This window comes from Microscilla marina ATCC 23134 (genome assembly GCF_000169175.1).
Taxonomy (GTDB): Bacteria; Bacteroidota; Bacteroidia; order Cytophagales; family Microscillaceae; genus Microscilla; species Microscilla marina.
On the sequence record NZ_AAWS01000032.1, the window covers coordinates 35,971 to 60,074 of the forward strand.

The window sequence follows — 24,104 nt, forward strand, 5'->3', positions numbered from 1 at the left end:
TTGTTGCTAAAAGCACCGATATGCATCGGCATCTAAGGACTTGAGGCTGTAGGGGCTATCAACCATTGACTGTGGACTCAAGCATTCCCACAACTTTCAGCTACTTAAGGCTTAAGAAAACAACGTTTAACTACCGACTAACTTTCGCATATTTGTAAATAAAAAATCACCTATCACTTAATCAATCCAAAAAAATGGATATTCAAACACTGCTTAAAGAAAAAAAGATTGAAGACAAACTTGAAAACCTGCACCAGCTTTTGCTGGACAATTTCAATGGCAAAACCACCACAATTGCCAAAGCCGAGGCCGAGTTGGGGTTGATTTTGCTCAATTGCTTTTCAAACCTGAGAGAAAACTATGACCCTGACAAATCTGACGACGAGCAGGAACATTGGCGATATACCGACCAAATTGCGGTAGATGATTTACGTTTTAAGAAGCTGGAAGAGTTTAACCAAAGCGGTAATATCTGGGAGGCTCATACAGGCTTGCTCAAGTTATGTTTTGGCGAAGAACTGCTGCCTTTTGTGCAAGAAGCACTTACACAATTTCCTCAATTAATGTATCAAACTGGCTGGTATCGTCGTTCGTTTCGTGCTCCCCAGCGCCAAAAGCTACACTTGGCACGTCAGGCAAACTTTATTGTAGGTTTGTTGAACCAACTCGACTATGACTTAAGCTTGCAAGAGTATGCTTTGTATGTAAACCCATATTACAACAGTGAGTTGTGTTATATATTGGCGGCTGCCCTTAACCAACAAGATGCTAAAATCACCGAATCACTGCACGACATTGTATACAATCGCCACGAAACAGCCAAGGTAAATCGTACGGTGATCAAGGCAATGTTATTGAGCAACCGTGAAGAAGCCTGGGAAGCAGTAGTAAAATTATTACTATCGGCACAGCGGCAAGAGGGCTTGCGCCAAACCATTTTAGAGTGCCTGGATGAAACTTCTTTAGGTGCCATGAAAACCCTGATAGGGGTGATTGTAGAGCACAAACTGGCGCGTTTCTCGTCGGTGGTGCGAGCCGTAGATGTTTGGGCAGGTTTTGGTTGGGAAAGCGAACGCGAAGCCACCGTGAGGCGTTTTCTTGAGCTTGCTCACGAGTATTTAAATGACCAAAACAAACTACCCACGGCAATCAAAAGTAAAGACAATGCTGAAGTATACATGGCGTTATGGGCGCAAGGGGTGCACGACATAGACCAAAGTTTCCCGTTGGCCAACCAAGTGTTGGACAAAGCAGGAATAGAAAAAACAGCCCTGGTATTGTATTTCATTGCTCAGGCAGAATTGTCAGAAGTAAGCTTACACTATGGTTTGCAACATATCAATAGTGAACATTTATTGGTATTGGCAGCTACTATTCCTTTGCTCAAGGGTAATATAGACGCATTGGATACCACCCAAAAACGTGACCTATACATCCAGTTAGAGGCCCAGCTGGAGCATGTGCCTGCCAAAACTAAAACTATAGAGGGCAAGGTGTTTTCATGGCTGAAATTTAACATCGACCAAGGCGATATTTATGCTTTGATGATTGACTTAGTTGATTTTGAAAATGAGGATGAAGTACGCCAGTTATTGACTCATTACAAAGCAATGCCCATTAATCAACGTGGCAGTCTGACCCGTAATTTATTGCCCGACTACCACAGTTGGTCTTATGATGAAAATAAACCCCGCCCGGCACTTACTGCCCAACAAAGAGACTTTGCATTTAGTATAATCAAAGACCGGAGCGATGCGATAAGAACGGCCGCTTTGCGCGCCCTGAAAAATGCCGAAATGTTTGCCGAAGAGTTGGTTGTATTTGAAGAAATGCTCAAGCGTAAAACGGCTGACTTGCGCAAAAGCCTGATAGGCATTTTGCTGAAGCAAAAAGATGAAATGTTGAAAGGGGCGACCAGCAACTTGTTGAAGGCCAAAAACCAGGAGCAACGCCTTGCCGGGCTCGACCTATTGGTAAACCTGAAAACCCGCAAAGACTTTGACAATGCCTGGGTAAACGAGCAGGCGCAGGCTTTTGCCGAAAACCCCAAGGTAACCGCAAAAGAAGAGGTGATTTTAGAAACACTCGTTTCTGAACAATCGGTCATGCTGGAGTACAACGCAGAAAACGGATTTGGTTTGTATGACCCAACAAATGTAGCAGCGCCTGTTGAACCTACCTTGCCTACCATTGGTGAGTATATAGAAAAAACCAAAAATAATGTATATGGCTTAAACCAATCTCCCGAACAATTACTGAAAGCATTAGAGGAGCTTAAAAAGCTTTATTTAGTAAATCAAGAATACGAATACAGCTACGAAAACTGGGATAAAAGTATGACCCAAGGCTTGTTGGGCAATGAGTTTAACGCGATTAAACGCGATACCAAGGGGATGACCAATGAAGAGCAGTTTTATAATTACCCACTGGCCGATGTTTGGAAAAAATGGGCTGTAGATTATAAAGTTACGCCTTGCGATTTGTTTTTGATCAACCTCACCTCAAGATTGGTAGACTATGTAGAGGACAAAGAGGAACCTCAAATCAAAAAAAATGATATAGAAGATTTAGCCAAAACCGCTGACAATATAGCCAAAATAGTATATATAGCACCTGTGCCTAAAGCAGGTAAAAATCACTGGCGCAACCCGGTGGTTGATATTTTGGAAACTTTACCGTTGGTGTTTCCTTATGAGGCTCAAACTGAGTATTTAGAAGGGCTTTGTCAAACGGTATTTTGTAATATTCACCCTGACGACGTGCACAAACTTGCCCAGGAAAAAACGAGTTGGGGACACTCTTATTGGCATACTTGGCGCAACCTTGACCGTGTAAGCCAGGTATACGACGCCTACTATGCAAGGGTAAACCAGATGAATGATGAACAGTTTAAGGTATTCTGGCAATTAGAAAAGTGGTACAATGCACACATTCCTTCCAAACATCCTTATCCCAACAACTATGTAGCTTCATTGCATCACCATAGTCGGGCGTATACTCTAGAGCTGATTGGCCGCGATGAGCTCATGGGACGTATCATGCAGCCTGATGCAATGGGTGAATTGACAGGCAAAATGAAGCCGGAAGATAAGTACGAGATTAGGCGAGTATTTCCTTTTTTGATTGATATGGCAGCCGAGGCACGTACCCGCATTTTGGAAATAGAACTCAAGCGGGGTGACTCATCTACAGCCGTAACCCAACTAGCCCAAAATATTCAGCAAATGTTTGGTATCCAGTACTTTGTAGATATATTGGTGGCGATGGGTAAAGATAACCTACACCGGGGGTATATCTATAGTTGGGGCGATAGAACTTACAATAAAAAAGAAATATTAAGTACTTTGCTTAAACGTTGCCATCCGGCTAAAGAGGAAACACAAGCAGTATTTGATGAAAAAGTAACTGCTGCCAAAATTAAAGAAAAACGCTTGATAGAAGCAGCTGCTTATGCTCCACAATGGTTGCCTTGGGTAAGTCAACACCTGGGCTGGAAAGGGCTGGAGTCGGCGGCGTGGTGGTTGCACGCGCATACCAATGCCCGCCACGACTCAGAAACCGAAACCGAGGTAGGCAAATACTCTAAAGTGGCTATGCAAGACTTTAGCAATGGAGCCGTAGACATTGACTGGTTCAAGGCTGCTTACAAGGCATTGGGTAAAGCCCGCTGGAAAATGCTCTACGATTCGGCAAAATATATTTCAGACGGTAATGGGCACAAACGTGCCATGTTGTACGCCGATGTGATTTTGGGTAATACCAAAATTACCGAAGTGCGCAAACGAGTGGTAGAAAAACGAAGCCAAGACTATTTGCGGGTATATGGTTTGGTGCCTTTGAGCAAGAAAAACTACGAAGCCGACATGCTGAAGCGTTATCAATATTTGCAAAAGTTTAAAAAAGAAAGCAAACAATTTGGTGCCCAACGTCAAACCAGCGAAGGACTTGCCGTGCGTATTGCTATGGAGAACCTGGCTCGTACAGCGGGCTTTAGTGACCCTATTCGCCTGACTTGGGCGATGGAAACTGAAGAAGCCCGCACCATACTCGACAATGCCGAAGTACTGGCGTTTGGCGATGTACAAATACGTCTGGAAGTAGACGAACATGGCAAGTCGAGCTTAAGCATTACTCGCAACGACAAAGCATTGAAAAGCATTCCGGCAAAGCTCAAAAAAGACAAAGCAGTAGTGGCTTTGAAAGAGTTTAACAAAACCTTGCAAAACCAGTACAAGCGCACTCGCCAAAGCTTGGAAGAGGCAATGGTTAATGGTGATGCATTTAGCTTGGGCGAAATACAAACTCTGATGACCCACCCGGTAGTAGCACCTATGCTCCGTAAATTAGTGCTCAAATCGGGCGAAACGTTGGGTTTTTGGCAAGATGGTAAACTAGCTGATGCAGTGGGTAGTTTGCACGATACCACAGATGCTTTGCAGATAGCCCATTGTACCGACTTGTACGCCAGTGGGCAGTGGGGAGATTATCAGGCGCATTGTTTTGCCCAAAAAATACAGCAACCGTTTAAGCAAGTGTTCCGGGAGTTGTATGTACCTACCGAAGATGAGTTAGGCGAAAAAGCGGTGTCGCGTCGTTATGCCGGACACCAGGTGCAGCCGCAAAAAACCGTGGCATTGCTCAAAACCAGGGGTTGGACTGTAAACTATGAAGAAGGTTTGCAGAAGACCTATCACAAAGAAGGTTTCATTGCCCGTATGTATGCTTTGGCAGATTGGTTTACTCCAGCAGAGGTTGAAAGTCCTACCTTGGAAACAATAGAGTTTATGGACTTAAAAACCTGGAAAAATGTGCCTTTTGATAAAATCAGTCCGCGTATTTTTTCTGAAGTAATGCGTGATATTGACTTGGTGGTAAGCATTGCCCACGTAGGTGATGTAGACCCTGAAGCAAGCCAGTCTACTATAGAGCTACGAACCGCCATTGTGCGCGAAACGGTGCGCTTGTTTAAACTAGACAATGTCACTCTCAAGGGCAAGCATGCGCTGATTAAAGGGGGTAAAAATGACTACTCGGTGCATTTGGGTAGTGCCATTGCCCACAAAATGCCTGGAGTAGCTTTGTCTATTTTGCCCGTACACTCGCAGCACCGTGGGCGTATGTTTTTGCCCTTCTTAGACGAAGACCCTAAAACTGCCGAAATTATGTCTAAAATCTTGTTACTTGCCAAAGAGCAAGAGATTCAAGACCCCACAATTTTGCAGCAGTTGTAGAGGTTTGATTATTTACTTGAGTAACAAAAGCCTGTAGCTATTGGTAGAGCTACAGGCTTTGTTTTTTTGCATCTTTAAGACTGACGAATGTAGTGAAGTTTTATTTTTGGCTCTTATTAAGCATCCTGCGGATACATTTTAAGCGTGTACGAAGTTTTTAAAATTTCTGATATACAGGTGTTTATGTATAGTTTAAAGTGATAAATGTAGGGGCAATCCCTTGTGGTTGCCCTAGTAAAGAGCAAACATGAGCATACAATAACCCTTCAGCCCAATTCTTTATAAGAGCCTTATTTTTTTATGATTTTTCGACTTACCCAACGACCATTTACTCTTAGTTTAATAATGTAATAGCCAGGCTGCAAATGATCAAGGCGAATATTGCCCGTGTTATGTTTTAGAGGTAAAGTACTGGAAAGCACAGGTTTGCCAAGCATATTGTACACAACGACATTTGCCTGATGATTACTTCCTTCGGTTAACTTGAGGTGTAGTTGATCGTTTACTGGGTTAGGGTATGCAATGAGGTTTTCCTGTTTGACTTGGCTAAAAAGCCCCGTAGTTTTTTTCTGTGGAGTATATACCCAAAACTCTGCACCACTGCCATTGTTGGCTTGGAAGTATAGTTTGTTGTTCCAGACCTGAAAAGCGCTTGGATGACTCGATTTATAGGAAGAGAAAATATCAACAGCCAAGTGTGTGCCTTCTTCTGTTCCGTCTGTGCGCCATAGTTCAGAGCCGTACTCACCACTGGCAACAAAGTATAACAGTTTATTAAACACATAAAACCTGTATATTAGAAGACATATTGCGTATGCCTTTGTCTATAGATGTGGTACCAGCTTCTGTGCCATCGGTTATTACCAACTTGTTGCCACCGAAGTATAATTTACCATTCCATACCTTACTATTATTAAGGTGTAAAAACTTTAGTTGGGTGCTGGTGGGGGTTATTTCAGAGCCATCAGTAGCGAGTATATTTCTGTAGTCATCTGAGAATAACAGTTGGTTGTTCAATACCACAAGGTCAAAACCAGAAATGCCAAAATAGGCTGATTTTCCTAATTCGGCCACCATTTGGGTGCCAGTTTCTGTGCCATCGGTGCACCATAAATCATACAGGTTATAGGAAGCTTTTGCAGCAAAAAAGTAAAGATGATCTTTAAAAATTACCAGATTATTTGGAGAGCTGCCTGCAGCACTATGTTTGTTAATGTCTGCTACTATTTTTGTACCGTCTTCGGTACCATCGCTTGCCCATAGCTCTCTACCTTTATCATCGTTACTGCCCAATGCCACAAAGTAAAACTTGTCTTTCCATACAGTAAACTTGTGATACATTAAATAACCCCATTCAACCTCAAATTTACCAATAGAAGTGGTGCCAGCCGTGGTACCATCGGTAGACCAAATTTGGCGACTATGACCTGATATTCCCCAGAAAAACAGCCGATCGTTGAAAATGAAAAATTCTGTAGGGTTACTTCCCGAAGTACCAGGGTTTATATCCTTCACCATTTGAGTACCTGCTTCTGTGCCATCACTTACCCATAGTTCTCCACCGTGAGTACTATCATTTGCCGTAAAATAGAGTTTATCTTTATACACTATGAGACTAGCGTGTACGCCTACACCATACTTATTAATGTCTTTAACCATACGAGTACTCTGGCTGCTACCGTTGCTTTTCCAAAGCTCTGAACTGTGTATGCCATCATCAGCAATAAAGTATAGCTCATTTTTGTAAACAGTGAATTCGCGTGCATTGCTACCCAAAGTTTCGTAATAGATATTTTTGAATAGTTTGGTTCCGCTAGAGGTTCCGTCGCTCCTCCAAAGTTCTGTTTGGTGTTGGGCATCTCGTGCTTGGAAATACAGGTGGTTTTTCCATACAAACAAATGTAGTGGGTTGCCACTGGTTGCTCCTACATAAATATCCTTGGTCAGGCGAGTTCCTGCCTCGGTACCATCAGACTCCCACAGTTCTGCTCCCTTGTCTTTGGTAGTTGCCCTAAAGTATAGCTTGTTGTGAAGTACCGCAAAGTGAGATGGGAACGACCCTTCTGCACCTACTTCAATGTCTTTGAGTAATTTTGTACCTGCTACTGTTCCGTCAGACACCCACAACTCTTGACCTGAGCTTGAACTACTAAGAGCAAAATAAGCTTTTTTGTTCATGACAACCACCGTATCAACAGAAGTGCTTGATACTTGGTGGTGAGCCACCAATTTTTGGGTGCCAGCTTGAGTTCCATTACTTACCCACATTTCTTTTGCAGAGGTAAATAATATTTGGGTACCTATTGGAGTAAAATTGGTCAAATAACCACCATACATGTCACCTTGGAGATTTGCAATCATTTTGGTACCAGCTTCGGTACCATCTGTTTGCCACAATTCTTCTTTAACGCCAAAATAGGCTTTATCACCCACCAGCGTTAATTCATAAATGTGGGACGACGTACGCCCCGGCGAAATATCTTTGAGTAATTGGGTACCCGCTGTGGTACCATCACTTATCCATAGCTCCACGCCATGGGTTCTATCATATCCTACAAAACACATTTTGTTACCCAAAGCCACTATTTGATGTGGCATGTCATTAAAACCAATGCCTATTTGCTTGATCATTTTGGTGCCCGCTTTGGTGCCATCAGATTCCCAAAGAAAACTGTTTTTTGATTGGGTTGTAATCTTAAAATACAGTTTCCCATTAAAAGCAGTCAGGTACTTAGGAGCAGGTTCAAAGTGGGTACCTATTCTTAACTCCTTGGTGCCTTGGGTAGTGCCATCGGTTACATACAAAATATTATCGTCGGCTATGAAAAAGGCTTTATTACCTACCTTAGTAAATGAATGAGGCTTGCTACTGGTGTTCAAAAAACCAAGGTCTTTAAGCAGTTTAGTGCCTGTTTTGGTACCATCGCTTGTCCATAACTCATTTTTTTCTAAATGATCACTGGCAACAAATAAAAGTTGTCCATTAAGGTCAAAAAAACTATGAGGGGTACCACTACCTGATGCCTTATTAATATCTTTTATCAGTGTTGCTTGTGACCAAACTTGCCCGGAATAAATGAAATAAACTATAAAGCAGATAGCAGCACTATATTTTTTAAAGTTGTTTGTAATTCTTATCATTAATTTAAAAGTTTGATGTATTGATTTTCAGCTTGATTGTATAATACCAGTTTTGGAAAGAGACATGGACACTATATGCTTGATATTTTGAGCAAGTAGTAATAAAAATAAAAGCGATGTTCTTTAATGTTAGAATAGGAAGGGATGCTGAGAGATTAAGAATGACTCCGGGTTGCTTATATAGCCAAGCAAGTTACACAATGTTAACTACCTTTGAATCAAGGGGTAATGTGGGAGGGTTTGAGCCTTATGATGTAGGAGGTATTGTAAACATTAAAGCAAAGCTACTGTTACAGGAGAAGTTGAAGTAAGACACTTAATATTGATAATTTATTTTTACTTGTGGCAGACAGCTAATGACCTGCCACTATTCATTCACCAAAACACCATCAAAAAATGCAACTTGACCACATTGTTATATTAGTCAATAATCTGGAGCAAGCCGTGGCTGATTATACGGCACAAGGGTTTACGGTGAGCCCTGGAGGTACCCATGCGGGAGGCATTTCACGCAATGCCTTGATTCACTTTCAGGATGACACTTTTCTGGAATTGCTGGAGTTGAGGGTAGTGCCCCGCACTGAGTTTTTGCGTCAAATGCACGAACGAGGTTTGTTGAGGGCATACCAACCCAGCGCCAAATATGGAATGGCGCACCGTTTTTATGGTCGGGTACTCGATTTGCGTAAACATCAACCACAAGCTGAGGGTATCACCGATTTTTGTTTGTTGGTTTCTAATCAAACACATGCTCATTTGAAGAGCCGTTTACCGCTCACCCCACCTTTTGGTGCCAGCCGCCTACGCCCCGACGGGCAAACAATAAGCTGGAAAATGTACACTCCCTTAGAGGAGGTTTTGCCTTTTTTTCGGACCGACTATCACCCAAAAATAGTGCGCGAACCCGCCGCTTTACAGCACGCCAATAGGGGAGTGGGTATTCATAAAGTATGCTTGTTTACCGACGATTATGTACAGACTGTTCAGTGCTATAAGCAATTGTTACCAGAAGTTGAGCCGGATGCCAATGCAACAGCGACGTTATTTGAGCTAACCAGAGGAAGTATAGAAGTGATCGATAGTGAGACTACCACCCGCACCTACGAAATGACTCAGGCTCAGACCAAAGGCATTGGCAGGTTTGGGGTAGTGCTCAATACTGATGAAGGATATATGCATTTGTAAATAGTACCTTAACCACTAAATACCTAGCCCGTTATTTCGGCGATTTTTTAAGTGCGTCAGAAAACAAAACTCATCCCAAATAAGAGGGCGTTTACTTAATGTTTAAGGTAATAGGTCGATTTACTGCTTTATCAAAGGCTTGTAAATCAACATTGTACCTAATTTGATTTGTAACATATATTTGCCAGTAGGCAAGCCTTTCACCGATAAGGTGGGTACAGTACCAGCGGCAAATGTCTTGGTTTTTATGCGTTGCCCGGTGACGTTGTACAGTGTTGCTACCATTGACTTTGGTTGATTCAACGGAAGTATAATTCTTACCTGATCATTAGCAGGGTTAGGATAAACCACCGTCTGACTGGCAATTTGCTGAGCTTCTGGGGTGCCCACATATACCAGACTTTGCAATTCGCCTGGCTCCGATTCTCCGAACTTGTTATAAGAAAATACCCTATAATAATACTGAACGCCTTCTTCAAGATCAGAATCTTGGTGGGTGGTGGCTGTCAGGTCACTAATATCGGCAATTTCTTGAAAGTTGTCCGTGTTTCCATCCGATCGCTTGATCCTAAAACCTTGTACATTGCTAATGTCACTTGGGGTAGCCCAGGTAATGGTCAAGGCGTTGCGGGTAGTATTGGTAGTGGTGGCAGGTAATATTACCGGAGTAATGTTTACATCAGTAGGCGAACTGGGTGGTTTTACCGAAACACTCTCTAAGCGAATGGTATAAGTAGCTTCATCGGAGTCGTTATTACTAATGGTAATTTGAGCGGTTTTGGCACCTAAACTAGTACTTACAGGAGCAAAGTTTACCTTTATAAGCGTAGAGTCTTCACCGTTGATAGTAGAAACAGTAGTAGATAAGTCAAGGTTAAACTCGTTGGCATCGGTACCTCCCAGGCTTGCCAAAGGGTTTCCGTTGAGTGTCAGGTTTGCTTGTCCTTGGTTTTTGATGTACAACTCTATGCTGCGTACATTCAATGCGGCAGTTGTGTCCATCTTAATAGTGTCACCCGACAGTATTTCCTTGCCATCATATAAGACTGCTATTTCGGAGCTGGCAGGTGCAGCGGCAGTTCCCGTAAGGTTAATGGTATAAGTGCTTTCATCTGAGTCGTTGCTCCGAATGGTCAAAGTACCAGTTTTGTTACCAGTGGTGGTAGGTCTAAAGTTTACCTGAATGGTAACAGCATCTCCCGCTGGAACCTCAAGGTTAGTTAATGGAGTACTGATGCTAAAATTAGTATTACCTGACGATATGGTGGGTTGTTCGGTCAAAGTAAGGGGCACAGGTCCCGTGTTTTGAATGGTCAGGGTTTGCTGAAGCGCATCGTTCCCCAAGGTGTAGTTCCCCATATTTACCGTGCTGTTGTTGGGTTTGTCAGTGCTAAACTGATCTTGTACATTAATTTCTGGTTCTGCCCCTTGTCCGGTAAGGATAATTGTATAAGTACCCTCATCAAAATCATTGTTTTGAATGGTAAGCGTCGCTGTATGGGTGCCTACTGACGTAGGGGTATATTCTACTGTAAAAGTGGTATTGCCTAATGCTCCTATAGTGCTCCCTACAGTTGGTTGGTTAGTTACTGTAAAATGGCTATTGTCCGAAATGTCTACTACCGGGTTGCCCTGAAGAGTAAGCGAAACATTAGAAGAAGTATTGAGAATAGCCAATGTTTTGGACGAGGTTTTATTGACAGCTTGTGCCCCAAAATCGATCGAGTTACCGCTGGCTACACTTGCACCGCTATTTTGTATGTCTATTTCTGGCAGTTCGCTTACGGTAACTTGTAGCGGAAAAACAAAAGTACTTTGGTTACAGTCGTTGGTGAGTATCGTTATATTGTTGTCTTTTATGCCAGGAGGCCCATTAAGAGATAATGTAAAGGTAGTAAGGTCGTTTGGGTTAAGCGAGGTAATGGTAGGTGTAGTAAGGACATAGTCGTCGTTGTTTTCAGACAACACACCAGAGATGTTAAGTGTACCAGTTCCCGTATTTTTTATGGTATAAGCCAAAGTAAACGTTTGATTGGCAGGTATAGGCCCTACTCTTGTATTGTTGGCTGAGCTTATGCTGCCCCCGTTGCTTATGGCAACACCATTGCCCAATACTTCTAAGGCCGCAGGCGAGATGGCACTACACTCATTGGTGCGTTGGTTGGCGCGGTCAGCATCTATAAAGTTAGACATGAGCCCCGAGCTGCTCGGTGTTCCGTGATTATTTCCCGTGGCGTCGTTTACCTGGGCAACCGTTGCGTTGTTGCCATAAGGTAAACCATCGTTGAGTTTGTAATAGGCAGTGAGGCAAGGAGGCAAAGGGCTTACAAGTTTACAATCCTTAAAATTACTAATATCTGTAGCACTTCTGACCGCCTTCCAAACTCTTACTTCACTGATGGATCCATTCAAAAACGCGGTGGGAACTTTATCTGTATTTCCTCCAATCCATACTGGGTCGTCATTTGTATTGATATTGCTGGAAAAAGTGACACTGTTATCCGGGATTCCATCAATATACAGTTTTATGTTTTTTATAAAGGCTTGTCTACCATCAAATACAAGGGCTACATGGTGCCATTTGCCATCATTGAAGTCTACAGCGCTAGACGCAGTCAATTCGCCCCCTTGGTACAAAAATGCTGCCCTGACACTGCCTCCATCTTCTTTGAGGTTGAGCTCCCAGGCATCGTCTCCTTTGGTGATAATACCTTTAGTGTCGCCAGTAGTCAAAAGATTATTGAGTTTTACCCAGCACTCAATGGTCAATTCATTGGTAAAGTCAAAATTAGCTTCATTAGGCAGTTCTATGTGATCATTGAGTCCGTCAAATGACAATCCACCATTAAATGTAGCATTGTTTTGAAAAATATAAGCTGCGCCTGCTTCGGTGATAGGAGTGTTACCATTGGCATCTTTAGTTTCGGTAGGAGCACCTACTATGGCATGGTCATCATCTATAGCTACCGAGTTACCAAACGTTGCCGCTGCTTGTCGATCTGTTGCCACTATTTTTTTGGTTTGCACCCAAGTACCAGCAGCGTCTAAATGAAAAATATAGGCGGCTCCTGCGTCGTTCAAATCACTTTGATTGTTTGGATCATAATCTTCTCCTCGAGCCCCTACTATGACATTATTGCCAGAAACACCCACTGCACAGCCAAAATTATCTTGTACTTTACGTTCTTTCGCCACTATTTTAACTTCGTAGTTCCAAATGCCCCCAGTACCACGTTTGAACACATAAGCAGCCCCAGCATTGTCTAAAAGGTTGCCCCCTATTGCATCTTGGTCGTCGTTGTGAGCGCCTACTACTGCTATGTCATCGTCTATAGCTACCGAAAAACCAAACTGGTCGTTAGAATCTTGGTCACCCGCCAGAGCCGTGATGTTGGCTTTTTCATCCCATCCTCCTCCACCGAGGCGTTCAAAAATATACGCACTTCCCAAACCTCCACCCTTAAAAGGTGCCCCCACTATTAAACGTTCTTTGTGTATGGCTACCGAATAGCCAAAGTTGTCACCAGAAGTTTTATCGCTTGCTCCTATCTTGTTGTTTTCTTCCCATACTGTAGTGGAAGGGTTTCGCTCAAATATATACGCTGCTCCTGTATCGCCACCCCCGTCATCATGGCGATATGCCCCTACTACAGCATAGCCATCACTGGAAATACCCACCGAAAAACCAAACAAATCAGTGCTAACCCCATCGCTGGCAGTCACCCTTTCTTTTAGACTCCATTTGTCTGTTCCAGTGTCAAACTCAAAAATATAAGCGGCTCCTTTGTTTGAGTTGTCCAATGCTGCCCCTACAATCAAGTAATCGCCTGATATACTAACCGCACTTCCAAATTGGGCACCAGGTGCGCGGTTGGGAGGGGGAGCTGCTATTTTTTGATGAAGTACCCAAGTTCCATCATTTTGTTTTTTGAATATATACGCTGCTCCAGAATTGTCCATTGAGTTAGCATTATTTTCGTCTTGATCTTCCAGTTGGGCACCTATTACGGCAAAGGTACCCGAAATACTGACCGAGTTACCTACCTGGTCGCTGGCAAAGCGGTCGTTGGCAACCCCTTTAAACGCCTGCACAAAGTTTTGAGATTGTGTGGGAGCAGCCAATGCGCATACTATCGCCAGAGCGGCAATAGATTGATAAAAATAGTGTGAAAAATTATTGACAAGAGTGTTGAACATTGCGTCTTTTATTTTTTGAATGAAGTCGTGTTATTAAATGTATGTGTCTGAGAATGTCGAGCCATGCAACGACAATGATATTTAAGGTATAGTGTCTTTTAATAATAAGTCTTGATTGAGCGTCTTGTACTGTGCTCTTATTATAGCAGACGTTGATAGTGTGGGATAGTTATACAAAAATACAACACAAAGCTTAATTTAGGAAGAAATTCAGGGGTTGCGTATCGCTAAAAGTGTGGACGATGCCTTGACCACATATAGGCTTGCCGGAGAGGGAAAAAGCCAATAGTAATGCTTATGGTTTGGCAGCTTAGAATTCAAAATAAATATTGAAATTGTACCAACACTTTTTGCCAACAGGTATAAATACTCCTGATACTTTTGTAAATCTTTCGATTCTTGGTATTATTGACCTCTAAAAAATATCGAATAAAGGCTACTTATGCGTTTTGTTAAAACGAAAAAAATTGCAAGGGTTGGTAAAATTGTCCAAACTTTAGTAAAGTATGGATTTACAGATGTGATAGATAGTACTGCGCTTGGTAAGCTGGTAGCTACAGGAAAAGAACCTTCTGAAGGCTCTATGGCTTCTTACTCCAAGTGGGAACGCATACGCATGGTGGTAGAAGAGCTAGGCCCTACTTTTATCAAACTTGCCCAATTGTTGAGCAACCGCCCCGATGTTTTGCCCGCCGAACTTATCACCGAGTTTGAAAAACTACAAGACAAAGTGCCTCCTTTTGATGTAGAGATTGCCAAAAAAATGGTAGAAGAAGAGTTGAAAAAACCTTTAGAAGAGGTTTTTTCTTATTTCGACCACCAAACCCTGGGATCAGCCTCGATAGGGCAAGTGCATCGTGCCCGCCTCAAAACCGGAGAGAATGTAGTAGTAAAAGTACAGCGCCCCAACATTATCAACAGGGTAAGAACTGATTTGGCGCTCTTGCGTGATTTTGTGAAAATGAGCGAAAACTACTTCAAACGATTAGGCATACTGAACCCACTGGAAGTAGTAGAAACTTTCCGCGAAGCCATTGAAAGCGAACTGGATTACTCTAACGAACTGGGCAATATGGAGCAGTTTCGTAAGATATACCGCAGTTATCACAGTTTTTATATACCCAAACCTTACAGCCAATATTCAACAAAAAAAGTGCTGGTGATTGAGTTTATCAGTGGTTGCAAAATTACCGATATACCACAGTTGGAAGCTTGGGGGCTGGTGCCCGAAAAAGTAGCCGAAAATGGCATAGATGTTTACCTTACTCAAATATTTCAGACGGGGATATTTCACGCCGACCCACACCCTGGCAATATCATCATTCGACCCAATGGGGTGGTAGTGCTCATTGACTTTGGAATGGTAGGCAGGCTTACCCAAGACCATAAAGTGGGTTTTGCCGGAATGCTCATTGGTTTGGCGCAGCAAAATGCCCACGCAATGGCTACCAATATTCAGAAACTTGCTATAGGCAGCGAAATAGTTGATTTGCAGCTGTTTCAGCAAGACATACAAGAATTGATTGACTACTACTTTGCCTTGCCCGATGAAGACTCTACGATTTCGGCGTTTTCGGGACGCTTCCAACAGGTAATTTATAAATATAAATTGTCGGTACCTGGGTCGGTATTTCTAATACTGAGAGCCTTGGCTATATTAGAGGGCATAGGCACGGTGTTACACCCCAATTTTCAAACCCTGGAGTTTATCAAACCCTACGGTACTAAGTTACTTGCCGAGCAGTTTTCTTTCAAAAACATTCGAACCAGCGCCCAAACCAGCTTCTCTCAGTTGCTTTCTCTCTTGTATGTATTTCCTACCGAAGCCCGTTACATTCTTAAACAATTGCGATCGGGTAAAATACATATCAATTATGACATTCAAAATCCGCAGCTTTTTCTCAACAAAGCCGACTCTATTACCAACCGTTTGGTACTTACTTTGTTGATTTGTGCTTTGATGCTATCATCTTCTATTGTTATGACGGTGAATTTTGGTAAAAAAATGCCTGCACCTTATGGAATGCCTTTGGTGAGTCTGGTGGGTTTTGGACTGGCTACTTTGTTAAGTCTGGCCTTGTGGCGAATGGTGCGTAAACGTAAGCCCAAAGAGGAGGAGTTTTAGATAAAACCCTGACAAATAATGACTTCATTGCCAGGGTTCAACCATGATTATTTTTTATACACTTTGGCAAGTTTTAGGGCAAAACTATGCATTTTTACTCCGTTCGAGTTAGACCAAACTCCTTTGTACCAACCCTTGGCGCTTGTGCCACTGAACGAACCAGTAAATTTTCGTTGAGCATCGTGAATTACATATTCATTCACCGTCATTTTTTTGGTAGAGTGATCGTAGCTTCCTACAAAGCTAATTGTACCATTTTTGCCTGAGCCATAATAGTATTCACCTGCCACACTGCCATCGTTATCGTCCCAATAAAACCCCATGGTAATGTTCCGGGTTTTCTGGCCAATTTTCATAGTGCCTTTATACAAAAAATGCAAAGGTTTTTTCCACCTTACCTGGGCAAAAGAAGTGGTGGTGATCATCATTCCGCCCATAAAGAAAGCAATGAGCAATACCTTGGAAAACTGTTTCATAATTGTAATTTGTTTAAGAGTTTGTCTAAAATTCACCTAATAGGCGCTTTATGCGATTTTTGCTCTCATATATTGTTTAAATTTATCTGCAATAGCTAGGCTATTACCTCAAAATTAGTTTAAATGCCAATTTTCAAAGGTGAAACAGAGCTCGCTAAAGCTCGGTTTAACGCATCTGAGTACAAAACTCATCAGAAATCACGCTAAATACGAAAATTTAAACAAACTCTAAGGTTGCAAGGTTCGAGTTACAAGTGTTTGCTTATGACTCAACATGGGTTGTTAAGTACCGAGGTAGCATCTAATGAGTAGCGTAGGTTACTATGAGTAAGTTGTCTTTATTTGTCGCTTAAAGCTCATTACTTTCTAAAAATTAACCTGATACTGAAGTACCCACATCCCTTTGCTTTCTGTATTTACGGATTCGCCAGCGCTATTGGTGGTAAATACAGGGCGATTTTGATAAACCATCGACATTTTTGATTGATGTCCCTTAATCAACCAGTTAGCGCCTAGCTCCCACATTATTACTGCATCCTTGAAGGCGTCATAGTTAGAGTATTGCACCACACCAAATGGCTGGAGGGTGCCATACTTGCCCAACAAGTCTTTGTTAAACAAGTACCCTACCTGTGAATACACCGTATTGCCCGAGCCTATCATAGGAAAACCATTGCCCGAACCATTGATGGATGTATTGGCTCCTATAGCGGGGTTCATAACACCTACATTACGGAAATAGTTGAAGCCCATATCGGTACTAAAAAACCCGGCATAAGCCGTAATTGCATTGCCTTGCTCGCTCAGCGGATAGTCAAAAAATGCGTCTACTGCCCATAGTGTCAGGTCTTGGCGAATAGTATCCGATGCATTATTGTTGAGGCGCCACATAGCGTTGGGTTGATAAATGATGCCTCCACCAATAGTAAATACTTTTTTTGTGCCCAAATAGCTTCCTGTATTATAAGGGGTACGATTAGACTCGTGTTCCATCAACTGATACTTTACATAAGCCTGGCTTTGTACCTGGGGTGGGTCGGCGCTAAAATTGGTAGCAGTAGTGGGAGCATCATACACTGCCAATGGTTTACTCAGGGCTACCCGGTAGTCTATTTTGCCTACCTGTCCCTTGGCATAAATGCTTAGCTTTCGCAAAAACTGGTCGGTTTGATCAGCCGTCGATTGCTGGAAAAGGGGAGTATCCAGCGCCAGTAAGCTACCAATACTGGGTGAGGCATAGCGGGCAAAGCCAGTCCAGGCAGTAAGCCCCATACCTAAGTGAAACGCCCGGTTTGTGTGGTACTCTATAAGGGCATCATGAAAAAATGCCCCTGATTTACGAGGACCTTGGTAGCTAAAGTTGTTTTGCCCAAATTGGGTATAAAAAAACACCTGATCAGTTATTTGTCCAAACAATTGTAAACGGGTTCGACGCAAGCCAATGTCAAATGTGTTGGGTTCGGTAATGCCATTGGTGGTGCCAGGGTTGTTTTCGTTGTAACGTACCCACACCTGGTTCAAAAAAGTAAGCCTGACATAGTGTGAGCCATTTTTGTTTAAACGAAACTTAATTTTGCCATCATCCAGTAGTGGGTTTTGGGCAAAGGTAAGCCCGGAAAGCTGTAACATTAGAAAAAACAAAAAAGTGGTGTAGTAACCTTTTTTTGATCGAGTCATTTCAGTTTTTTTTTGATGATTCTACAAAAGCATTAGAGCCCGTAAAGCTATGAAACTTAAGCTTGCCTGCAAATTTATCATCTGGCTTGTGCCTAAATCTGTGTTTAAGTCTTACTTTCAGTACTTTACAGCGCATTGACAGTTCCAGGGCTGGCAGATCACAAATACTTTTTTTGCCTGACTTATAATTAAAAAAGTGCTTAAGTATTGAAGCTTTGCTTTTCATTTTAGGGGCAAATTTTTAACTTTCCGAACACTTAACTAAAGCGAATCCTTTATGAGAAAAACTTTTACTTTACTATCGTTTATTGTGTGGGTGTGTAGTTTGGCAAGTTGTGGCTCAAGCACAAAAAAAGGCAATACCGAAGATACCACTACTACTATATCGGTAGAAAATGAACCTACACCCCAAAAGCCCAAAACAGATCCAAGGGTATACAACGATTTGGCACGTTATATAGCAGGGCTAAAGGGTAAGCCAGGCAGCAAGTACGCTCAATATGAAAAAGATAAAGCCTGGGATAATTATGCTAAATATACCGCTGCCTTATGGAAAAAGGTAACGGACGAAAAGCTACCTACCATGATCGATTGGCAGAAACAAGAATTGCGAAAAGCCAACAAAAACGGAGGTACTTTGCTTTACCCTTTTAGCGGCGCCGATTTTTTGCATGCGTGGGTGTTTTTTCCAAAAGCCGAAAAAACTGTCATGATAGGTTTAGAGCCAATTGGGGCGTTGCCCCAAGGCGAGCAAATAGCTAAAGAAAAACCTCAGAACTATTTCAACAACCTGGCAGCTTCGTTGAGTAGTGTATTGAATTTTAGTTTTTTTAAGACCAAAGAAATGGCGTACATGTTTAGTGGCAAAGCCGACAAACGCCTTGATGGAACCTTGCCCACCATTTTATTTTTTATGGCACGCACCCATCACAAAATACTAGACTATGAAAAAGTAGCCTTGAGTAAAAATGGTCGCATTATCAGCGCCAGCGAAGTAAAAGCATCAAACCCTGATCAGGACACTACTTTTTATGGCAATAAACTGGTATACCAGGCAAAAGGCGACAACACCAAGCGCACACTGTATTACTTTAGTGCCAACCTTGCCGACAAAGACTATGATGGAATGCCAGGTTTGAGCCAACGCGAAGATTTAATGAATTTTTTGAATGGGCTAAGCATCAATGCTACTTTTCTTAAGTCGGCTTCTTACCTTATGTACAAACCCTATTTCAGCATCATACGACGCACTATTTTGCGCAAAACAAGCTACTTGCTCCAAGACGATTCGGGCATTCCAGTCAAGTATATGATAGAAGACAACAAGTGGGCACTTACCTTTTATGGCAAATACATAGGTCCTATAGCCTTGTTTGCCAACTATACCCAGCCTGCGCTAAAGTCTGCCTATGAACCCTTAAGTGGCGAAAAGGTGCGTCCATTGCCTTTTGGTATTGGGTATCAGTACAAAACAGGAACCTCAAACCTAATGCTTGCCCGAGAGAAATCATTGTTTGAGTAGAATAGTCAATAGTATTTAGTCGATAGCCGTTTCGCAAACACAAGTTCAAATTACTGAAATGCAAAAAACGTCGGAATATTGGCTTTATAAATCAAAATACCATGTTTAAATACTTATTTTTATTTTGTTTAGTTTGTCATACATTCACTACAGCATTGGCACAGTCACGCCCCGAGCTTATCCCTTACCGCAAAGGCGACAAGTGGGGGTATTGCGACACCAACCGAGTGATTAAAATCCCAGTGGTTTACGAAGAAGCTTATCCTTTTATTCAAGGTAAGGCATTGGTTAACTATAAGGGCAGGACTTGTAAGATAAACAAAAGGGGTAGGGTAGTAAAGCGGTTTAGGTTTAAGCTATTTGGTAGTTATGATACCGACTTGATAGAAATAGAAGCCAAAAAGAGGTTGCGTGGTAAAATAGATTTGGCAGGGAAAGTTATTTTTAAGCCCATATACGACGAAATAACCAAAATAAATAATGAAACCTATGAAGTGGTACGTAAGGGCAAAATAGGACAAATCAATTTGAAAGGAGAGATTGTAAAACCATTTGTACCCCACGAACCAGAAATAGGAATGGTGGCATTTGTTGAGTTACCCAACTGTGAACAACCTTGTCGTATAGGAAAAGCCGGTTTACCATTGACCTTGATCAATTATAAAGGTAAATATGGCTATATTGATGAAATCTTAAACTACAAATTCCTTTCAAATATGCACCTGCGGGCGATTTTGTGGCAGGAGTGGCGAGAGTTGGTTTTACATTGCGTGAACCTACCTCCAACACCAAACCCAATAAAAAAGGAGAATATGAGGGCAGGGCTGAGGCGATATATGATACTTACATAGATTGTTATGGCAATACCTATTATGAAGAAAAGAGTGACGCAAACAAAACAGCTCTAGAGAAGGCGGTGAAGGTGGCTAATGTAAAAATTCAGTTGGATAACAGCTTTCTTATTGAGACTTCTAAAAGGTATACTTGCCCCAACTTCAAACAAAAAGAGATAGCAGAAGTAACCACTGGCGGATCTTTTTATGGTTTCACTGTGGTACATAATGCCTCTATTCGCTCAATAGCAGATTTGAATAAATATTACCCTTTGGCGCAGCTTCGTTTTCCCGAAAGGAAAAAATTTAATCAGCCCAAGTATGCAGTGCTTAAGTATGCCAATGGGCAATTGCAACCTGTAATTGTGGATATTGAAGGCAATGTGTTTGGTTTTACCGTAAGTAGCAAGGGGCGCTTAAATATTTATTTCAAAAGTGTTTACATCAATGGAAAGGGCGAGCATAGGTATAAAACCCATACTTCATTTTTAGATAAAAATTGATGTCTGAAAATCGAAAAAACGAATACATCAAAAATGAACAATAAAACAATCCTACAAGTACTGGGGTGGCTGTTGTTGGTTACCTCGGTTGGGCTGGCACAGCAAAAAGTCGACTCAGTAGTAAAACTGGACTCTGTGGCGAAAACCAAAGAAGACTCGCTGATTCAGAAGAAAAAAGCGAAGGCCGACTCGGTAAAAAAGCGCATGGAAGTAGAAATTGATTCGCTTAAGCAAGTAGCCGACTCATTGAGCAAGGCAAGTATTAGTTCGGGCAACAAAGAGGAACGCAAGCGACTGAGTGCAAAGTCAGATTCGATCAAAGCTCTTGCCGACACGCTTACCAAAGAAGCAGACTTGACTTACCTTAAGGCAAGCGCCCGCCCGGTGGTACTCGACAAAGATACCTTGTTTTATGTATACGAAAACCTGGGACCTTACTCTGCCGAAGACAGGGCAAGCAGCACCGAAGCACGCCTACGCGAACTGGTGGCAAGGTTTAACTATAACCCTGATTCGCTCAGGGTGGGCAAGAGCCAAACCACCTGGAACATTGTTTATGGCAGCAAAGTACTGTTTAGTGTATTGGCAAACGAAGCCAAACTTCAGAAGTTGAGCCAGCAGCAAGTAGCCGAGAACTACCTTAAGATTATCAAACCAAAAATCATTGTTTTTAGAAAAAAAAGCGCGGTACGCAAGTGGATTGCTGAAATAGGTTGGGTAATATTGATCTTGGTCATTGTGTACTTCTTGTATCGTGCAATGAATGTGTTTTTTAAGTATGCCCTAAAGAAAACATACGACGCCAGAGAGAAATACTTCAATGGAATTACTATCAAAAACTATGAAGTACTTGCCCCACACCGACAACTACAGCTGGCATTTTTGGTAATAAAAACAGTACGTTTGGTTACACTACTCATTGTGCTGTACCTGGCCTTGCCCCTTATTTTTAGCATTTTTCCGGCTACCAAAGGCATTGCCAACACTTTGTTGAGCTATATACTCGACCCATTGCGTCGGGCAGTTACCAGTATTATTAACTACATTCCTCACTTGTTCGAGATTATTGTCATTGTAATAGGTACCCGTTATTTGCTCAAAGCAATGCATTACTTTGCCGACGAGGTAGCTGCAGGTAAGTTGGTCATCAATGGTTTTTATGCCGATTGGGCGGCTCCTACTTACAACATTGTGCGGGTGATTGTATATGGGTTTATGTTTGTGTTGGTGTTTCCTCACTTGCCAGGTTCCGACTCGCCCATTTTCAAGGGAGTATCAGTGTTTTTTGGGGTGTTGTTTTCGCTGGGTTCATCTTCGGCCATCTCAAATATTGTGGCTGGGTTGGTCATCACCTATATGCGCCCCTTCCAAAAACACGACCGGGTAAAAATTGGCGAAGTAGTAGGAGATGTAATAGAAAAAAGTTTATTGGTCACCCGTATCAAAACCGTGAAAAACGAAGAGATTACCATTCCTAACTCTAGTATTCTCAATGGGCACACCATCAACTTTACTTCGTCTAAACAATACCTTATTCATTCTACCATCACTATTGGCTATGATGTACCCTGGCGACAAGTACACGCTTTGTTGATAGATGCAGCCGATAATACCAAATACATTGTGCAAGATCCTCCACCTTTTGTGTTGCAAACCAGTCTTGACGATTTTTATGTGAGCTATGAGGTAAATGCTTACATCAGTGATACCAGCAAAATACAAGAAGCACATTCTGCCATACATCAACACATTCAGGACAAGTTCAACGAAGCAGGTGTAGAGATACTGTCGCCACACTACCGCGCCGTGCGCGACGGTGGGCAACAAACCAACCCTGTCGAATATTTGCCCAAAGATTACCAGTCGCCTCCTATGAAGGTGAAACGGGTGGATTAGTATGCTTTTGGAGTTTTTTGGTCAAGCGTGCAATTATTTCACTTCTGGTGGTGGTTTGTTCTATAAACTCCAGCCTTCGTGTCAGGCTGGGGTGAGTTTTATAAAAAAACTCTTGCCAGGGGTGAATATTTACAGGAGTGAGGTTTCGCCCAGATACTTTCTTTAAAAGGGTTCTTACTGCTTCTTTGTTGGTGGCTTGTACTGACAGGTGGTCTGCCTGATATTCTTGTTGGCGTACTTGGTGTTTTTCTATAATGTTGGCTATAAACTTTACTTTGGAGGAAATCCACAGAAAAGCAATTAAATTGAGGACTGGGGCATTGCCTGTAAACCCTAAAGCTACTGACCAGGCTTCCATAGTGTTTGAAAAGTGCAACCCAAAAATGAAGAAAAATAAAAAAAATAGAAATATATAATTACTAAACCTGATGGGTTCATTGAGGTGGGCAGCCTCATGAGCGATAAGGGCAAATAACTCATTGTTGTCAAAGTCATTGTCTAAAAATCGACTGTCGATATAAAGGTTGTTGAGGTAGCAGTAGCCTGTAACGTTGTTTGACTTGCGTTGACTTTCAAAAAACTTTACCTGATTGATGGATAACTGTAAGGTTTGAGTGATAAAACGATAAATTTGTTCAAATTTTTCTGAATCACTTTCTAAATAGGCATTGATAGGACGCGCAGTTTTTTTCATGTAAATGAGGCTAGGTTTGTCTGCGTCCATAAAAAAAGTTTTGATGACTATGCTCGACATATACCGGTGAAATTGTTTTCTGATGATAAACAATACGATCAATAACACGAGCCAAGCATAAGACGGGAATTGGAAAAGTATGAAAAATACTATGAAAGACAGGACAACAACTAATAGGCCTATGATCCCAAATATTTGCAAATGTTTAAAAATCTGTTGTCGTATATTTAAGTCAGGTTGGTGCTTTTTGGTATATATAAGCGCTATATTTTTGGTCAACATCACTATAGCTGTTATAAACAAAGTATAGCATACAAAAAAAGCTACATTCTGTATAATTCCTTTACCCAAATGATCTCCTAAGAAGGCATACGCTTGTCCAAACCATCCAAAGGCAAGCGCATATATAGTGAATGATGTCAGAAGTATATTACGTGCAATATCTCCCCAGGTATTGATGTGGGCAATGTGTTGTGATGCTTGGTATTTTTTTTCCTCATAATAAGGTGCCAGGTTTTTAGGAATAGAAAAAGTGCGGTGTTGTTGTTGTAACAAGCTGAGTGTAACGCGCAGCAAGGCAAAGGTACCACTCAGTGTGATAAAGAATATTGTCCAGAATTGCAT

13 protein-coding genes are annotated in these 24,104 nt (G+C 42.0%); 7 read left to right on the top strand and 6 right to left on the bottom strand.

Annotated features, from left to right (window positions below; translation table 11 throughout):
- Positions 1-194: 194 nt before the first annotated feature.
- Positions 195-5,231 (top strand): DUF4132 domain-containing protein, encoded by a 5,037-nt coding sequence (locus M23134_RS24425; protein WP_002700599.1) that lies wholly within the window; start codon positions 195-197, stop codon positions 5,229-5,231.
- 290 nt (positions 5,232-5,521) lie between these two features.
- On the opposite strand, the gene M23134_RS24430 is transcribed toward M23134_RS24425, so the two are convergent.
- Complete coding sequence (locus M23134_RS24430) at positions 5,522-6,013, bottom strand: T9SS type A sorting domain-containing protein (protein ID WP_002700601.1); 492 nt, start codon at positions 6,011-6,013, stop codon at positions 5,522-5,524.
- Entirely contained in the window at positions 6,006-8,372 is a 2,367-nt protein-coding gene (locus M23134_RS38835) for an ELWxxDGT repeat protein (RefSeq protein ID WP_002700603.1), read from the bottom strand. Before M23134_RS38835 ends, M23134_RS24430 begins: the two co-directional genes overlap by 8 nt.
- 396 nt (positions 8,373-8,768) lie before the next feature.
- Between M23134_RS38835 and M23134_RS24445 the strand changes: the two genes are divergently transcribed.
- Positions 8,769-9,557, top strand: a complete 789-nt coding sequence (locus M23134_RS24445; protein ID WP_002700606.1) for a VOC family protein — start codon at positions 8,769-8,771, stop codon at positions 9,555-9,557.
- A 120-nt stretch (positions 9,558-9,677) separates the two neighbouring features.
- Here the strand turns inward: M23134_RS24445 and M23134_RS24450 are convergent, their stop codons facing one another.
- Complete coding sequence (locus tag M23134_RS24450; protein WP_002700608.1) at positions 9,678-13,754, bottom strand: choice-of-anchor D domain-containing protein; 4,077 nt, start codon at positions 13,752-13,754, stop codon at positions 9,678-9,680.
- A gap of 442 nt (positions 13,755-14,196) precedes the next feature.
- On the opposite strand from M23134_RS24450, the gene M23134_RS24455 reads away from it, so the two are divergent.
- A complete protein-coding gene (locus tag M23134_RS24455) occupies positions 14,197-15,879 on the top strand; it encodes an ABC1 kinase family protein (protein ID WP_002700610.1) in 1,683 nt (560 codons plus the stop codon).
- 47 nt (positions 15,880-15,926) lie between these two features.
- On the opposite strand, the gene M23134_RS24460 is transcribed toward M23134_RS24455, so the two are convergent.
- On the bottom strand, positions 15,927-16,355 hold the full coding sequence (locus M23134_RS24460) for a hypothetical protein (RefSeq protein ID WP_002700612.1): 429 nt from the start codon (positions 16,353-16,355) through the stop codon (positions 15,927-15,929).
- A 366-nt stretch (positions 16,356-16,721) separates the two neighbouring features.
- Positions 16,722-18,032 carry a hypothetical protein gene (locus M23134_RS24465; protein WP_002700614.1) on the bottom strand — a complete coding sequence of 437 codons (1,311 nt, stop codon included), beginning with the start codon at positions 18,030-18,032 and terminating at the stop codon, positions 16,722-16,724.
- 277 nt (positions 18,033-18,309) lie between these two features.
- Here M23134_RS24465 and M23134_RS24475 point away from each other — a divergent pair, with 277 nt between their 5' ends.
- The 4 genes from M23134_RS24475 (at position 18,310) to M23134_RS24490 (ending at position 22,786) form a co-directional block, all read left to right on the top strand.
- Positions 18,310-19,554, top strand: a complete 1,245-nt coding sequence (locus M23134_RS24475; RefSeq protein WP_002700618.1) for a hypothetical protein — start codon at positions 18,310-18,312, stop codon at positions 19,552-19,554.
- A gap of 101 nt (positions 19,555-19,655) precedes the next feature.
- The gene (locus M23134_RS24480) at positions 19,656-20,405 is read left to right on the top strand and encodes a WG repeat-containing protein (protein ID WP_002700620.1); all 750 of its coding nucleotides are present in this window, start codon (positions 19,656-19,658) and stop codon (positions 20,403-20,405) included.
- Complete coding sequence (locus tag M23134_RS24485) at positions 20,321-20,890, top strand: hypothetical protein (protein WP_157558625.1); 570 nt, start codon at positions 20,321-20,323, stop codon at positions 20,888-20,890. The genes M23134_RS24480 and M23134_RS24485 overlap by 85 nt, the downstream gene beginning before the upstream one ends.
- Before the next feature lie 33 nt (positions 20,891-20,923).
- On the top strand, positions 20,924-22,786 hold the full coding sequence (locus tag M23134_RS24490; RefSeq protein ID WP_002700624.1) for a mechanosensitive ion channel family protein: 1,863 nt from the start codon (positions 20,924-20,926) through the stop codon (positions 22,784-22,786).
- On the opposite strand, the gene M23134_RS24495 is transcribed toward M23134_RS24490, so the two are convergent.
- Positions 22,761-24,104, bottom strand: coding sequence for a M48 family metalloprotease (locus M23134_RS24495; RefSeq protein WP_002700626.1), 1,344 nt, complete (start codon positions 24,102-24,104; stop codon positions 22,761-22,763). The genes M23134_RS24490 and M23134_RS24495 overlap by 26 nt on opposite strands.